Annotated in this window: 10 protein-coding genes; 4 read left to right on the top strand and 6 right to left on the bottom strand. The window is 57.5% G+C overall.

Translation table 11 applies throughout. The features are described from left to right. Nucleotides 1-31: 31 nt before the first annotated feature. Nucleotides 32-1,489, bottom strand: coding sequence for a hypothetical protein (locus tag BRA1253DRAFT_RS08000; protein WP_083869810.1), 1,458 nt, complete (start codon nucleotides 1,487-1,489; stop codon nucleotides 32-34). A gap of 2,304 nt (nucleotides 1,490-3,793) precedes the next feature. Then, nucleotides 3,794-4,009, bottom strand: coding sequence for a hypothetical protein (locus tag BRA1253DRAFT_RS44850; RefSeq protein ID WP_007592893.1), 216 nt, complete (start codon nucleotides 4,007-4,009; stop codon nucleotides 3,794-3,796). A 692-nt stretch (nucleotides 4,010-4,701) separates the two neighbouring features. Between BRA1253DRAFT_RS44850 and BRA1253DRAFT_RS07995 the strand changes: the two genes are divergently transcribed. The 3 genes from BRA1253DRAFT_RS07995 (at nucleotide 4,702) to BRA1253DRAFT_RS07985 (ending at nucleotide 7,339) form a co-directional block, all read left to right on the top strand. After that, the gene (locus BRA1253DRAFT_RS07995) at nucleotides 4,702-4,947 is read left to right on the top strand and encodes a hypothetical protein (protein WP_007592890.1); all 246 of its coding nucleotides are present in this window, start codon (nucleotides 4,702-4,704) and stop codon (nucleotides 4,945-4,947) included. Nucleotides 4,948-5,160: 213 nt separating this feature from the next. Beyond that, nucleotides 5,161-6,276: a hypothetical protein gene (locus BRA1253DRAFT_RS07990; RefSeq protein WP_007592888.1), complete on the top strand. Its 1,116-nt coding sequence runs from the start codon at nucleotides 5,161-5,163 to the stop codon at nucleotides 6,274-6,276. Nucleotides 6,277-6,313: 37 nt separating this feature from the next. Beyond that, complete coding sequence (locus BRA1253DRAFT_RS07985) at nucleotides 6,314-7,339, top strand: nucleotidyltransferase family protein (RefSeq protein ID WP_245285879.1); 1,026 nt, start codon at nucleotides 6,314-6,316, stop codon at nucleotides 7,337-7,339. Between the two features lie 70 nt (nucleotides 7,340-7,409). On the opposite strand, the gene BRA1253DRAFT_RS41240 is transcribed toward BRA1253DRAFT_RS07985, so the two are convergent. Then, entirely contained in the window at nucleotides 7,410-7,793 is a 384-nt protein-coding gene (locus BRA1253DRAFT_RS41240) for an H-NS family nucleoid-associated regulatory protein (RefSeq protein ID WP_007592884.1), read from the bottom strand. Nucleotides 7,794-8,504: 711 nt separating this feature from the next. Between BRA1253DRAFT_RS41240 and BRA1253DRAFT_RS07980 the strand changes: the two genes are divergently transcribed. After that, nucleotides 8,505-8,873: an H-NS family nucleoid-associated regulatory protein gene (locus BRA1253DRAFT_RS07980; protein ID WP_007592882.1), complete on the top strand. Its 369-nt coding sequence runs from the start codon at nucleotides 8,505-8,507 to the stop codon at nucleotides 8,871-8,873. Between the two features lie 67 nt (nucleotides 8,874-8,940). On the opposite strand, the gene BRA1253DRAFT_RS07975 is transcribed toward BRA1253DRAFT_RS07980, so the two are convergent. The 3 genes from BRA1253DRAFT_RS07975 to BRA1253DRAFT_RS07965 form a co-directional block, all read right to left on the bottom strand. Continuing rightward, nucleotides 8,941-10,410 (bottom strand): exopolysaccharide biosynthesis polyprenyl glycosylphosphotransferase, encoded by a 1,470-nt coding sequence (locus BRA1253DRAFT_RS07975; protein WP_007592880.1) that lies wholly within the window; start codon nucleotides 10,408-10,410, stop codon nucleotides 8,941-8,943. A gap of 109 nt (nucleotides 10,411-10,519) precedes the next feature. Then, on the bottom strand, nucleotides 10,520-12,526 hold the full coding sequence (locus tag BRA1253DRAFT_RS07970) for a hypothetical protein (protein WP_035993004.1): 2,007 nt from the start codon (nucleotides 12,524-12,526) through the stop codon (nucleotides 10,520-10,522). A 67-nt stretch (nucleotides 12,527-12,593) separates the two neighbouring features. Further along, a complete protein-coding gene (locus BRA1253DRAFT_RS07965; protein WP_035993001.1) occupies nucleotides 12,594-14,885 on the bottom strand; it encodes an AAA family ATPase in 2,292 nt (763 codons plus the stop codon). Nucleotides 14,886-15,252 lie beyond the last annotated feature (367 nt).

Below are 15,252 nucleotides of genomic sequence, written 5' to 3'. Positions count from 1 at the left end.
AGCGCACGACCATTTGTCTGCACCGATGCTGCTAACGACCAAGTGCGTCGAACCGCTCCCTTGCCTCCTTGACCCCTCCGGCTGCTGCTCTGGCGTAAAGCTCCCGCGCCTTGGACGTGTCGCCGCGCGTTCCGCTCGCGCCCCATTTTGCAAGCAGGCTCGGATCATACGTTTCGGCGAGCGCGAAACTTGCCGGTGCGCTCCCTAATTCAGCAGCACGCTCCAGGACAACTCGTGCCGCGCCAATGTCGCCTTGTCGAAGCAATCCGGTTGCGCGAGCGATCAATCGCACGAGCGCGGCTGCGTTTTCGTTCTCGAGAACCGGGGATGGCGCCTTCGGCTCAGCTGCTGTGACCACGAGCTCTCGCGCGAATTGCGCGGGCGGCGCCTGCGGCGATCCCAGCAGCAGTGTTCGGAGCAGTTCCCTTGTTGGCGAATTGCCGGCCCCGCCTTCACCCGACACCCCGGCGGGTAGCCACGGTCCGACATTCGGGCGTGTTGCGGTAAGTTCTTGCTCATCTCGGCCAGATTGGTTGCATTCTCGCCGGAGCTGCTTTTTCAACTGTTCGGCTCGATCATCGTTTGCCGCGGCTTGCGCTTCATACGCGAACAGCTTGGAATGCGCCAACGAGAGCTCTTGCGCCAGCGCATCTGCTCTTTCGTGCTCTTCCCTCAATGAGAGCTTCAGTTTGGCCGAGGTATTCTCTGCCGTTCGGTTGGCCTGCGCCGTCTCTTCGATTGCCTTCGCGATCTGCTGGGATCGGTTGTCGAGCTCGATTCGCGTCGTCGCGAGCGTCTCCTCCAGCTGTTTGGTACGATCGTGCTCCTGTCGGAGGCCTGCCTGTACCTGAGCCTCCGCTGCCTCTTTTGCACTGATCTCTGCGGCTTGTCTGGTTACCTCTGCCGACTGGGTCTCCAGGTCGTGATGAGCGGCTGTCAGATTCTGCTCCAGCCGGTTTGCCCGATCTTTCTCCCGCTCGACAGCTTGTTGCACCTCTCTCGGATCACTCTGTGCCCGGCGTTCGGGTTCGTGACCTTCGGTGCCGATTTCGCGGCTTAGCCGTGCCTGCACTTCGAAATCGTTGCGCGTGTTGACAAGTTCCCGTTCCAGACGCTCCGTGTGCAAGCGCTCCTCCCGGAGCGATTTCTGCAGCTTATTGGTTTCATTCTCGGTGGCCTCCGCAATGCTGGTCCATTGCTCGCGTGCATGCTGCAACAGCCCCAGCACGGTATCCTGCTCCCGTCGGCATGTTCGAAGGTCAGCAGCAAGGGCCTGTATCTTCTCCTGTTCTGCGGCGAGCACTTGCCGCGATCGCTCGGTATTGCTGATTGTGGCTTGTGCGAACTTCAGGGGTGTCGTGTCGGCAGATGGTTTCAGCCGCGCCGTGCGCCACCCGTCCGAGCCGGTCGTGCCGCGCAAGTGCGTCGCCATGACATGGGCGTCGCTCGCCGGCTGATTTGGCTGCTGCGCGAGAACGGGTATGGTCAATACCGATATTACCGTCAGGACAGTCGGTGCAACCCAGGCCGACCTTGTTGCGCAGGTGCGCGCACAGCTACGAACACAATCCGAGACAATCCACACGTCTGTGCGGCGAACGGGCGATCCAAGGCCCGACCCTGCCTGCATCGGCGCTTGTGCCCACATCCGCGACATTAATGCGTCAATCCGCTTCCCAATTGCAATTTATCCATAGGCAAAAATAAACCATATTATATTTTATTCAATGATTTATATCGCTAATTAAAGTTTCGGCCGATGCGGCCGGTCGCTTGAGAAGGAGATCGTCCAATGCTCCACCGAATCCCTTCGTTGATCATTGCGATTATCATGAGCGTATCTGTGCTGGCCCTGGCCCAAGCAGGTGGCGCAGTGGCGGGCTCCGCGGGGGCCGGCACTGGGACGGGCACGGGCAGCGCCAACACTGGTGGGTCAGCTCCGTCCGGCATGGGTACAAATGCGAGCAGCGCCAACCCTGGTCCATCGGCGCCTCCAGGAATGGGGACACGAGACGTTGGTGCCGGTGCAAACCTGGACCGCGCCAGTCAAACCAACAGCCCGGACGTTCAACCCGCCACGTCGAAGTCGCGGGCGGCGGCGCAGGCCAAAAGAAATGCCGGCGCTGGCCATGCTCAAAATGGTCTGCCGATCGGAGCTATTGGCACCGGCACGAGCAACGAGGAGCAGATGATCGTTGGACCGTCACCTAACCGGAAAATACCGGCAGCGAAGGTCGACGGTGATATCGCCGGAATAGTTGGTAGGGGCTCCAGCCTTTCGGACCAGGTGAGCCGGCCGCGCGCCTCACGAGCTGGGGAAAAGGTGCTGGACGCCAAAGCGCAAGTCCAACGGCGAACGACAGTTTCGCATAAGCGCATTCCCGACCCAGAAAACAGAACTCGGTAGTCTGAGCGGCCCGAGCCGGGCAGCGAGCGCGCTTTGGCGTCCCTGCTCCGGTCTGCGCGCCGCCAGACGAAGGCGCCAGCAGGGCTTGGTTCTCCATGAGGGCGCCTTGAAGAGGACTGACGCCCGGCACACGGCCGAGCGGGATTTGGGCTAGGCGAGAGCATTCACGCGGTTATGCGAGCGCTCGATTCCGCGGCATTCGGATCATGTCCGATCGGTCGGAGCGAGGAGCCAGCCGTGCATTGTTCGAAATGCTCGCGAAGCATGTCATTAGCCAAGTGCTCCCAGAACTCAGCTTCGGCGAGAAGCTTCCAGCTTCGATCAGGATGATGCGCAGAAGTCTGTCGGCACAGCGACGCCATCGCGCGCAAGCGGCGTACGGTCTCCATCCACTCCTCCCATTAGTTTTCCCTCACCTTATTTTCTGTTTTGCGTCATATTAATTATGATTATACCGGATAACTAAATTTGCCTTCCATGGCGCGACTACCGAAACGATTTGACGCGAACGACTTTCGCTTTGCTTTCAAATTGTCTTTCAGATGAAGCGCTGCTTCATAAACCTAAAAACAGATAAAAAGCCGGGGCTTAAACAACTGAGGTGCGAGACATGATCCGCAGCATGCCGCTCGTGGATGATCTCGGTCAGAGCCGGAAAGGGACGCCGGATCAAGCGCAGCACTTTTCCTGGCACAGAGCCTTCACTCGCATCGGCCTGCCTTGAAACTCCGCTGCGCGCACGCCTCATTGAGGAGCGATCGGGCGGCTTGGAGCTGTGCCAAAGGGTTATCAGAGGCTTCAGGGTCGATCCGTGAGACGATCGTCTTCGAGTTCGCTGAAATTACGCGCGCCGCTCGCCATCATTGAATCCGCGTGCGGCAACTCGTCCCAAACCGGGGCCTACGCATCCGTGACGCCGGCCCTAATCTCGCTCTTTCTCTGAGGCTTCGCCCTTCCGCCCTTCGCACTTGCTCTCGTAGCCTCTGCAATTGGGCAAGCAGGCTAACGAGCTCCATCGCCGTTTGACGCAGAACAGCCAAGCGGCCGCAAATCCCACTACTCACTACAATACCCCCAAACAGGCCCTTGCAGGATCAGCGATCGGAAGCGTTAGTTTGCGCCGACCTGCCGGTGTGACGCTTAACTTACGGTTCATGAGGGCGTCAGTTCGCTTTACGACGATAGGCCAAAATATTTCGCATCCCTCCAGTAAGCCCTCGCATGATTGAGCGCATCCAGTCCGTACCAAGACTAGTTCCCAGCCGGTGCGGCAGCCATGCCGCAACAGGTCAACTCCGCACACGCGGCGTCAAATGAGGCGGTCGGCCCAAATTCGTGTAATGCTAGTCAGTTCGGCTCCGCGTCTGTACCGAAGCCCGCTACGCATCAGCACAGCGGCGCTTCCTCGAATATCTCCCTGGGCCGCACGACCGGCTCATCGACCCAGGCCTCGCGAGCGAACCAGTTGTGATTGGCGCGACAGACCGGGCAACGAGTATTGCCATAAAACACAACGCTCCGCAGGAAAGCCTCACGCTCCGACCTAATACCAGTAGGAATCGCGCGACCGGTTTGCGGACATTTGACCATGATCATTCCCATGCGAGCCTCCCGAGGAAATTATTATTCGTTGTGGAACGAAAGAGAACCGGCCGGCTGGAGTGCGTCGTCATCTCAGTGTGGGTTACTTGGGGGGCATCGCACACTGGGAGTGCTTGTTCGAGCAGGGCGGGTTGCTCGTGACAACGTTTTTCCAACCGGCCGGATCGCTGCTTGAGCGATTCCTTGGACGCCGCCACTCTTTGGCTCGGCAGCGCGGGCGTTGATTATTCGTCTCTCGAAAGCTCCTGGGGCGCCGCTGAAAATGGGCCAATCTGAGCGGGTGGGAGTTTTGCGCGTGCTATGCCGCTCGCGACGAAGACGATCATGTCGCCCGTGATGGGCAAATTGGCTAATTCGATCACCGGTTTCACTCCACTCTCGTCAGCGAAATATTCGTTGTTAGAATTTAATCCTGCAAATTAAGCCTTGCGCTGTCGGTCTGGTTTGCGACTCTCGTCAAGTTTTATTTTTTGCTGTCCTGCACGCAGGAGGCCAAGATCATCGCGGCGATTTCTGCGACGCTGTTCTTGGTCGGCTGTTTTCGACGCAGGACCCGCTTCTTGGTATTTGAATGGTTGCATCCGGTTCAAACATGAAATAAATATTGATTATATTGAGATCATATAAATCTCGTTGTTAATTGTTGTCAATGACGTAAGCTGTTTTCGTCATTTTTTTGGTCGGAGGAGACGATGCGGGAATCAGTCCAGAAGAAGCGCAACTCCACCTCGGCTGCGAAGCAGTTGGCTCAAATGCGCGAGAAACTAGCGAGCATCAGCGAGAGGGAGCGCGTTCTACGAGAGCGGAGTGCTGCTCGCGAAGTTTACCGCTATCTGCTGGACTCTCACCGGTTGACCGCGCCGGCGACCTTTCTCGGAGGACAAGTGTTGAATATTTCTCCATCTGGGGTGAACGAGGGTGGTCAGCTGGCGGCGTGACCCGGGGCCGTATGGTCATTCGAAACGAATCCCAGTCAGGCGATGTGCATCCGCACTGAAGGTGGATTTGCGCCGCTGTAGCACGGCGATCAAACCGAATTTCCTCGGCAACTGCAGCTCGTTTGAACGCGCCGCGGACAGGACATTGCAGGATGTTGTCGCCACCGCGTCGACACGGCGCCGAAACAGATATCGTTCCTATCGGGCATAGCCATGCTGGAAAAAACATCGGCAGAGATGGTGTTGAGACCCGCCGCGGGTGCAGTCTTCGCGCTGGTGGACGGTCGATCAGTGCTTTTCAGCGAGACAAGGCAGAAGCTCTATGAGTTGGATCAGCTAGGGGCATTCATTTGGTGCAAGTTGGCACAAGGCGCTTCTTTGGAAGACGTCCATCAGGAGCTTGGGCAGCTAGGCATTGGCGAGCGCGCAGCGCGCGAGTTCACGTGGCAGGCGATGAACGTCTGGATCGATCGGGGGGTGCTCGATCTCGACTGGCGAAGGTCGGCCGATTGTGCCTTCTCAACTGTTCTTGGTCAGCGCAGGATCAGCGTCCGGGCTGCAAATCGGGACCTCTTACAACAGTTGAGTTCGCTATTTTGTGTTACGGACGACAGCGGCGAGGAGGAGGATATTGCGATCGAGACAATGATGCTCGGCGATCGGGTATTTTTCCGCGGGAATGACGCGAGCATCCAAAGATGTGAAGCCGCAGCTCTGGCCCCTACAATCAAAGCTCACATCACCGAGCGACTTATCCGAAGCAATCAGTGGGCTTTCGCGCTCCACGCCGCTTCTCTTGTAAAGTGCGGCATGGGCTTGCTGCTGTGCGGCCAACCGGGAGCCGGCAAGTCGACTCTTGCACTAGAACTGGTCGACGCTGGATTTCAGTATGCTGGCGATGACGTTGCGCTAATTGGGGCTGACGGAACGATCTGCGGCATCCCATTTGCCCTCACCCTCAAGCAGGGATCGTGGCGGTTGCTATCCCGACTGTATGGCGATTGGAACGACGTGACGCACCGCCGGTCCGATGGCGCCGAAGTGCGGTATTTGCCGATTCCGGATGCGCACAATGGGAGCCTCTCTGCCAACTGGATCATCTTTCTGAACCGGGTTGCAAGCGGCCCCGTCGAGCTGACCCCCCTGGATCAACTTGATTCGATCAAGCGGCTCATTGAGGGCGCTTTTGCCGCAGACGGGAAGCTGTCGCAGCCCGGCTTTTTCGCTTTGAAGCGGATTGTTGCGGGCGCGCGATCGTTCCAACTTATCTATTCGGAATCGGCACAGGCTCGACAGCTGCTGATGGACTTGTGCAATGACAAGGCATAGTGCGGCACTGACAAGCCTATGCAACTGCTTGCGAGGCTTGCCGCCCGTCGAAGTGGAGTGGACCTCCGTCATCGGGCTCGCAAACCAGACGTTGACGACGCCTGCGCTCATTGACTTCGTCGATCAATTTGCATCGGTGTTGCCAGAGGACGTGTGCACCTATATCCGCCAGATCCATCGCCGAAACGTGCTGCGCAACGATCGGCTGGCCGGTCAATTGGAAGAGGCCGTCATTGCGATGAATGGCCAGGGAGTTACGCCGGTGTTGCTCAAGGGTGCGGCAACGCTAGCCACAGCACCTGTCGAGCGGCGGGGAGTTCGGCTGATGTGTGATCTGGATATTATGGTCATGCCGGACGAAGCTGAAAGGGCGGTCGCCGCTCTGGGCGCAATTGGCTATGAAATTCACGATCAAGCGCGCCCTGAAAGCCGGAGGTGGTATGTCGAGCTAAGTCGACCGCGGGATGTCGGAACCATCGATCTGCAGCGGGCCGCTCCAGGCCCCGCCTACCTCTATGCTGGCTCGGGACATGCCCTGGACCATTGCGTCCCCGCGCTGCTGGGGCGCGGACGCGTGTACGTCCCGACGCCCACTTATCGAGCGCTGATGTTGATCATCCACGATCAGTTCCAAGACTACGGCTACTGGCTTGGCGAACTCGATCTCCGGCATCTGGTTGGGTTGCGCGACTTGAACGATTCTGAAGGGTTGGACTGGCAGGAACTTGCCTCTCATGTCTCGGGCGAATTGATGAAAAACGCGGTCGAAACCCAACTGCTCGCCCTTGCTGCGCTGCTTGGGGTCGAGATCCCGCGCTCAATGCGCACTCGGCTGATTCCTCGTCTGCAGTTCATGCGACAATTAATGCAAGCGCGCTTTCCGGCCACACGTGTGCCGTTCCTCGCAATGACCGTCCTGGACCTCAGAAACTACCGGCGGGAGGCGACCTCTGGCTGCACGCAAACCGGCATGCGCCGGCCTGGATTGTGGTCCGTGCCAAGAACGGACACCTTGAAGTTCCTGTTGAGGGCCGCCACCGCCGTTCGTGTCGGAAAGGTGTAAAGCCAGCAACGCTCGCACGCCTTCAAGGCCAAACAATTTTAGCAAACGACATGTCGGCAGTTGCGCGGAGTTAATGCCCTTGTCCACCGGCATTCCGATCGGACGACTCGTCGTTTTCGCGAATCCTGAACTCTTCGAGCGTGTGGCCCGATTGGAGCGCGGCAACTAGCCAGCGCGGCTGTTTGCCACGCCCCGACCAAGTCTCCGTCGGGCGGAGTGGATTGAAGTATTTTGGCACGACTTTCGGGTATTTGCGGCGCGGCGGCTCGCTCGGTCCAGCGTTGGCGGCCCGGCGTTCAGCTTCACCGAATTGATCCGGCTGGTTGAGTTGCGCAAGACGTTTTTCGAGTTCTCGCTTCTCGACAGTGATCTTTTCGGCAAGTATCTTTGTCAGCTCTTCGTGAAGGAGCCAGAGTTCCTCAAAGTCCATGGCTTCGAGATCTTGCCGACGCATAGCATTCTCGTCACCGTTTGACTGACGCCTGATCCATCTGTCATCCTCAGCTTACGAGCACATCATTGCCCGAACGCCCAAATCAACGATGGACCAAAGCCAGTGCTTCAAATCGACGCTACAGTAAATAAATAGTATATTATTTAATAATTATTACTAGGGTTATTTTATTAAATGGGGGTAGGCAGATCAACGACTTGCTGCAAAGCAAGAAAGGGGAGTCTCTCAATCGAGTTCCTCTCGGCGGCACAGTCGGAGCATCCTTCCCCGGCTGGCCCCTCGGACATTCGGGACCTGAAGCTCAAATCGAGTTCAGGCGGTTTGGGCTGAGGGACATTGAGTTCGTTGGCGCTCGTGCATATCCGAAGGCTGCAATATCGAGATTGCCCAGAACAAAGGACAGCCTACGCCGACCATATTCATCGAGAATATTGCGTCGCGGATGACTTGTACCGGCGCTCGATGTGATCTCATCATATCAGTTCGCTTGAATGGTTCCACGGCTGCCCGCTGGACGTGTGAATTTATCCGCTCAGCAATTAGATTATGCGGATAGCCCATTGTTTCGGCTTGATTGATTGCTGCGACGCAGTTATCTGGGAATGCGGATTAAGTGCGGTTCCATACATTTTGTTGGGTAAATCTAGTTCACCATCTTGATTAATGTCGATGCGGGGCATATTAAGTTTGGCGCAACTACAGGGTGCGAGCATGCCAGCTAAGAAACTCGAATTAGAATCAATGTCCCTTGACGATCTCTGGTCGCTTCATGAGGAAATTAGCGGGATCTTATCGGACCGAATTAAGGCAGAAAAGCACGAACTGGAGAAGCGCTTGGCGGTTCTCGGGGGCGGGGCGGCTGTTTTGGCGGACTCAAGCGGACCGGGCGTGTCTCCGACTGCCAAGGCGAGACGCAAATATCCGCGTGTGCTGCCGAAATACCGGAACCCCCAGACCTCCGAGACCTGGTCGGGGCGCGGCAAGCGGCCGCGGTGGTTGGTTGCTGCCATGAAGTCTGGCCGGAGAATTGAGGACTTTCGCATAGGGGATGCAAGTCCGAAGCTTCGTCAGCGCGCGTAACCTGATCTGCACTGTTCGACGGGGTGGTTGGGGTTAAATGGCCGCCGCAGTGCCGTGATCCTGTGGCCTAATAGGCGTTGCGTCCCCGCAGCACTTCGAGGGGAGTTCGCAGCAGGATTACGAGATCAAGCCGAAGGCTCCAGTTGTCGATGTACCAGAGATCGTATTGTACGCGTGTTTCGACCGTGATGGCTGTGGGGGTTGGACCGCGGCAGCCATGGACTTGGGCCCATCCGGTCAATCCTGGCCTGACCCTACGGCGTAGGGCGTAGTTCCGCACGAGCTTGTCAAATTCTCCGTCATGAGCCAAGGCATGAGGACGCGGACCGACCAGCGACATGCTGCCGTCGAGCACATTTAACAGCTGTGGCAGTTCATCGAAGCTTGTCCGTCGCAGCCATTTGCCGACGCGGGTCACCCGTCGGTCGAGGCGACGGGCCTGAAGGATCGCGGGCCCGTCCTCGAGCACATGCATCGTCCGGAATTTGCGGATCAGGAAGATCCGGCCATTAAAACCACAGCGTTGCTGTCGAAAGAATATGGGGCCGGGCGAGTCCAGCTTGATTGCAAGTGCGGCCAGCACAAGCAGCGGGGCAAGTATCGTCAAGGCGAGCGCGGCGCCGAAAAGATCAATGATTCGTTTGGTCGCACAGTCCAGCTGCGTAAGCGGCCCACGCTGGAGTTCAACACAAACCGTACTTCCAAGGCTTCGCGTGGGGTGTCGAAGCAATTCGGATGTCGTACCGACCGGCACGAACACAACCGGTAGCGGCAAGACCCGCAAGTCGGCAACGAAGGCCCGAAGTTCGGGCCATCGTTCCGGGGTCGCTTCCACAACCACCTGGTCGAGCTCGGAGCTGCGAATGTAGTCAATCACGCGAGCCGTGAGCCGCCTTCGACAGGCAGGACCGAAGCCGATTGGGGGCAAGCTGAACCGGCCTCGGACACAATAACCATGCATCGCCAGCGTTTCAGGCAGTCCGGCGTTTTTCGATGGCGGCTGGTCGCTGACCAGAACAATGTTTGTGCTGGCGAATTTTCTGCCGCTCAGGCCCTTCCCGAGAAGCGCTCTCACTCCCCACCGCTCGGCCATAAGCAAGCCCAGGCCCAGGACAGCGAAAAGTGTGCCCGCTTGGTGAGAAGAGCCCGAACCAATTGCAAAACCGTACCCGGCCCATATCAAGAACAACAATGACGCCCATGCAATCCAGACGGCGCGCATCTGACTTCGCAGGACGAGGAGCTCGGCTGGCCGATAAAGGCCGTGCGTCTTCAAGAGGCAAACGAGACATGTTGCGCTGACTAGGGCCAGGCCAAGTGCGTTGCTTAAGTCGCCTGCAGCCCATCCACTCTGAGCTTGGCTCAGCCACGTCGAAACGACGCTCGCAAAAACAACGGTCGCAATATCCGCACAGAGCGCCACGTATTCGATCGAGTCGTAACGGAGAGGCCATTTGTGCTGGCGGGATACTATCGGCCCGGGACTGACACGATCCGTAACTTCCCGGTCGGGGAAATGTCGGTTCACGAAATTCATTGTCGGGACACCCGCGAGTTAATATTTAATATATTATTAATTAATCCGATTTATCAAGAGAAAAATCCTGGTTTCCGCCATTTAAATATGTCGCACTGCTCAGAGGATCCTATCGAGATCCCTGTCGCGAATTCCGCGCGCGCATGTTGTCGAGGTAGGTCGGATCGAGCTCCGAAATTAAGTTCTCGAGATAGATCTTCCCCTCGGCCGAGGCTGACCGGTACGCGGCCAGAAGCGCTGGTCTGATAGCAGGTCGACGCGTAACGACGAGGCTGACGTCCCGCTTGATCAAGTCCCGAAATTCAAGCTCGCGTACCACAGCATCTGTAGCGAGCGCGACGGACAGCCTTAATGGAAGCAGATCCAGATCGTTCGGCGCAGTATAGTACGACATCTTAAGCATGGCTGCCGTCTGGATCGAATTCTGTTTCGGCGCCGCCGCGAGCATGAGCCAAATGTCGCCGCGGAGCGGCGACGAGCGCAGCGCGCGGGCAAACGCATTCGACGCTGCCGGAAGTTCCGTTTTTTGCTCGTCCGCGGCGAGAGCCGGATCTCCACGGGATCGTGATTCCCCTCGGATCCAAAGGTCTTCATGCGCTGCCGCAGCCGAAACTGGTTTCGAGATCCCGTTTGGCCATGCTGCTGCGGCCGAAACAGCTGCCGACAAAGAAGACTGACCTCCGAGATACCGGCCAGGGAGGACCATCCATATCGTCTGTATGATCAGCGCTATTCCAAGCACCGCCAGAGCAGCGCGCGGCCATGGGATGGCAAACGCTGGCGCGAGCCTTGGACGAGACGCCGGAGCTGGACCGGCCATCCAGTCCGAAGCCCCTTTCGATTCCAAGGATATGGCCTCACGGCCCGCACCGGAGACGCTTTGACCGAACGCCAGCCCAAAAAGCGCAGCGACCAAAAGCGATGCGCCCAAACCCAGAATTCCATGGTCGGCAAAGGCCAGGATCGTCAGTGCAATCGAAGCACCGGCGCCCAAGGCGGGGTACACGTAGTCGTAAGCTCGTGACAGAGAACGCCTGATCAGAATACAAGCGCCGAGCATCGCTATTACTACAAGGCCGCAAAGGAACGCCCAGCCCATGTCTATAACCATTGCGGCGGCAGCCGTTGGCCTTTCTCGCGGGGCGCCGATTCCAATGTCCCGATAAAGCGGCAAAAGGACCGTCGAAGCGCCGGCACCGGATCCCGCCGGCCTGACCTCCTGTAGCATCCGTTCTGTCGCGATCTGACTGCTCGTTGACAAGGCGATCGTCACATCGGTGTTCGTCCTAAACGGAATAACCGTTACGCTGGCAATAAAGAATATTGCGGCGGTTGCGAAAACGCCAGCGGTGCCCCACAAGCCCAAGAACCACCTGCGAATAACGAAAACCGAGAGCAAGATTGCTGATCCGAGGAGGGCGGCGACGACGGCGGTGGAGTTGGTCCGAATGAGCAGCGCGGCCAAGCAGACAATCATTGCGATGGTCGCGGCGGACAGTGCAAGGAACGGAACTGGCGCAACTGTTCCTGGCCGACTGTGCCGCGCTATTTGATCGGCCGCGCGTATTGCCGTGGCGCAGGAGAGCAAGACGCCGAGCACTGCGACGGTTGCGCCATCGGGCCCGGCGACACCGGCAGTTTCCTTGCCGAACCACATGGCCGTGGCAATCGTGGCTATCGACAGTAGTATATGCAAGACTTGCGCTGCGCGATATCGGTCAAGCGTGATGACCGCAGTGACGAGGGCCGCGGCGAGCACAGCGCAATACTGCGCCAGCGAGCGCATAGTCGCCCCCATATCGAGTGTGATTTTTTCGGCGAGGGGCTCGCTTAAAGCCGCCGAAGCAGTTGCCCAGATGGGATTTCCGAGCGTGTCCATAGGCATCGGCACCACCTGTAACGCCATCCAAAGGGCCGGAGCCGCGAGCACAACGACGGGACCAGTCCGGAGCAGCTTGGTGAGCCCGAGGGAGGCGGGCGATGGAAAGAGCGCTACAATCAGCGCGGCTGTTGCTAGTATGAATGATGCCAATCCCAAGCTTTGCAGGCTTTCCGGCATTGCGAGCGCCGCGGTGATCGCCACAAACTCGGCTAACAGGACAAGCCAGATAATCATGTAAACACCATGGTGTGGTGCGGCCACTCCGGTGGCCGGAGAACGTGCAGGCCGCTACGAGACAGCATCAAGAGCCGGAAAGGCCATAACGGATATAGTGGCTGTCATGATAGTAATAGCTCCGATGGCCGTCATATCGAGCCATTGCCTTGGTATCCGTCTTGCTGAGAACTGCCCCAATCAGCGATTCATGAATGTTGGGTGCCGTGTGCAGTGCGTGCTGCACGACATCTATTTTGGTCCGGCCCCATTCAACAACGAGAATGTAGCCGTCAATTAGAGATGAAGTGGCTCGGACATCAACCAGCGGGGTCAAGGGAGGAAGGTCGACGATGACGTAGTCATAGTCAGCTCGCAAACGGTCGAACAGCTTGCTTATCGCATCGGCGCACAGAATTTCGCTGGTGTGAAGCAGGGGTCCGCGCCGTACGGCGGGAAGAAATGCAATATTGGTCGTCGGATCCCGCCAGATAGCGTCCGCCAGGGAGCGGCTGCCGTTCGCAACTTCGATGATTCCGGCGACAGCTTGGGGCGCAAAGATGGCAGATAGCGAGGGATTCCTGAGGTCGCAATCAACGATGATGGCTTTCTTGCCGGTGTGTCCGATCAATTGCGCGAGCGAGGCTGCAATCGTAGTCTTCCCCTCATTCGGCAGGGCCGAGGTAATGCCGATGACTTGGGAGGAGATTTTCGCCGGATTGTGGTCGATGGCTAGCTTGATGGAGCGAATTGCCTCGGTGTATCGAGATAGCGGCATCCCGACCACGGTCCGATGAATTGCCGTTGGGGACGGAACTATCCGTTGTTGAACATCATCATCGGTTGGCTGAGAGCGAACTGGTAGTTTCGCGGATTTGCGAGCCGGCAACAATGGGACCAAGGATAGGCAAGGCAATTCCAACACAGTTTCTACTTGTGAGGAGGTACGAAAGACGCGGTCCATGAGGTCTCTGAGGAGCGCCAAACCGACGCCCAGCGCTAGACCGCCGAGAATGCCGAGCGCCAGTACCAGACTTGTCTTCGGCTTGCTCTTGCTCGCCGGCGGTGAAGCGGGAAAAAGTACCCGCGTTTCTGAGATGGAAAATGTCTCCTGCTGTGCGGATCCCATGTAACGCTGCAGGAACGTCTCGTACAAGCTACGCAAGCCCTTTGCCCGGCTTTCCAAATCCCTGATAGTCAGCTCGGCAGAATTGACTGAACGGGACTGCGAAATGGCCTTGGACAGCTGCTTTTCGATTTCTTGCTGGCGCTGTTTGGCGAATTCGAATTCGCTTCGGCTGACTTCGGCAAGTCTCCTGACTTCGTCGAAAATGGAGACGCGAAATTCCCGCACGCGGTTCCGGACATTGACGACTGCCAGGTGGTCGCGACCAACCCTGGCCGTCAACTCGGCCTCACGTCTCATGAGTTCTAGATACTGCTGGCGCAGCCCCGTAATGATCTGACTGTTTGTCGCATCGGCTCCGATAGCATCCAGATTGCCCATCGAGGACGGCTTTGTCGGATCGGAGGCAAGGAGAGATTCATACCGAGCCAACTTGGCCGCGGCCTCAGAAGTCTGGGCGCGTGCGGCAGCCAACCGATTGTTGATTTCTGTGATCTGCTGTTCGTCGATCGGCTTTCCGTCTAAAGAAACGATATTGTTCTGGGTCTTGTAGGCGTCGACGGCGCGTTGTGCAGCAAGGGCTTGGTCACCCAGATCGCGCAGCCTGTCCTGCAGCCAGCTTGTTGCTCTGCGATTGGCATCGAATTTTGCATTGAGCTGGTCCGCAACATAAGTAGTGGCTACCGCGTTGACGATCTCCGCGGCTCGGGCTGCGTTGCTCGAGTTGAAATTGACCTCAATGACGTTGCTGAACCCGACACGCCCTGCTGAAAGCCGATTCAAAAATGCGTCTACGACTGCGTCCGACGGTCCGGTCTGCGTATCGGGCGGACCATCCTTCTTCGGCCCAGGCGAGGCCCATGACCGAATTCGCTGCCAAAGCGACTGTAGAGACAGCTCTGACCCATTGAAGTCCGGATCGTCCGTCAGTTTCAACTGATCGATGACCGCAACCGCAACGGCCTTTGATCGAAGGAGTTGAAGCTGGGTTTCGATTTGACTGAGATCGAAAGCCGGCTCGGTGATAAGGGATTGCTGCTGGACGAATTGAGGCTTTGGATTAGCCAACAGGATCTGAACCTGCGCGGTGTAGGTTGGAGACGCCAACCGCAGATAGAGCAGACTGGCTGCAGTTACGAGCCCGGCAGTGACAAGGATCATGAGATATTGGCGTCGCAGAAGGCCGATGCCGAGATTAATGACCTCGCTGATTCCTCCGCCGTCCGCCTGAACGGGTTGGGCCAGCTCGGTCATAGGCAGCCGAAGATTATCCGTGTGTTGAAGATTGTTATGAAGCATCACGTACCTGTCGGACGGTGGGTCACGTTGCGGCGCCCGCCCGCACACCACATTTAAAGAGGCCAGCGAGACGGCGATAAATTATATAGCTTATAAAACTCCGCTTGCCAAATTAAATAAATCATATATTAATTGGAGCGAGACTGAAAAACAACAGTTTGGCTGTGCCTTTTGATCTACGCGGATTAAATAGAAGGTATTTCAGTGGTTTACGGTTGGTCAGCATTTCCATCGGAAATAATGTGCGTTTGGAAGCCGGATCGAGAGGGCGGGAAATTAATTCCAGCTGGATTATGGTCCAGCGCATCGACGCTCGATCCGA

This window comes from Bradyrhizobium sp. WSM1253 (assembly GCF_000244935.1).
Taxonomy (GTDB): domain Bacteria; phylum Pseudomonadota; class Alphaproteobacteria; order Rhizobiales; family Xanthobacteraceae; genus Bradyrhizobium; species Bradyrhizobium canariense.
The sequence above is the reverse complement of the archived record's forward strand: the minus strand, read 5'-3'. Positions and strand labels throughout refer to the sequence as shown.

Bases quoted from the DNA above. Each gene is read 5' to 3' on its own strand.
- BRA1253DRAFT_RS07990 (WP_007592888.1), top strand. From the start codon at position 5,161: ATGCTGGAAAAAACATCGGCAGAGATGGTGTTGAGACCCGCCGCGGGT.
- BRA1253DRAFT_RS07970 (WP_035993004.1), bottom strand. From the start codon at position 12,526: ATGATTATCTGGCTTGTCCTGTTAGCCGAGTTTGTGGCGATCACCGCG.
- BRA1253DRAFT_RS44850 (WP_007592893.1), bottom strand. From the start codon at position 4,009: ATGGGAATGATCATGGTCAAATGTCCGCAAACCGGTCGCGCGATTCCT.
- BRA1253DRAFT_RS07965 (WP_035993001.1), bottom strand. From the start codon at position 14,885: ATGACCGAGCTGGCCCAACCCGTTCAGGCGGACGGCGGAGGAATCAGC.
- BRA1253DRAFT_RS07995 (WP_007592890.1), top strand. From the start codon at position 4,702: ATGCGGGAATCAGTCCAGAAGAAGCGCAACTCCACCTCGGCTGCGAAG.
- BRA1253DRAFT_RS07980 (WP_007592882.1), top strand. From the start codon at position 8,505: ATGCCAGCTAAGAAACTCGAATTAGAATCAATGTCCCTTGACGATCTC.
- BRA1253DRAFT_RS41240 (WP_007592884.1), bottom strand. From the start codon at position 7,793: ATGCGTCGGCAAGATCTCGAAGCCATGGACTTTGAGGAACTCTGGCTC.
- BRA1253DRAFT_RS07975 (WP_007592880.1), bottom strand. From the start codon at position 10,410: ATGAATTTCGTGAACCGACATTTCCCCGACCGGGAAGTTACGGATCGT.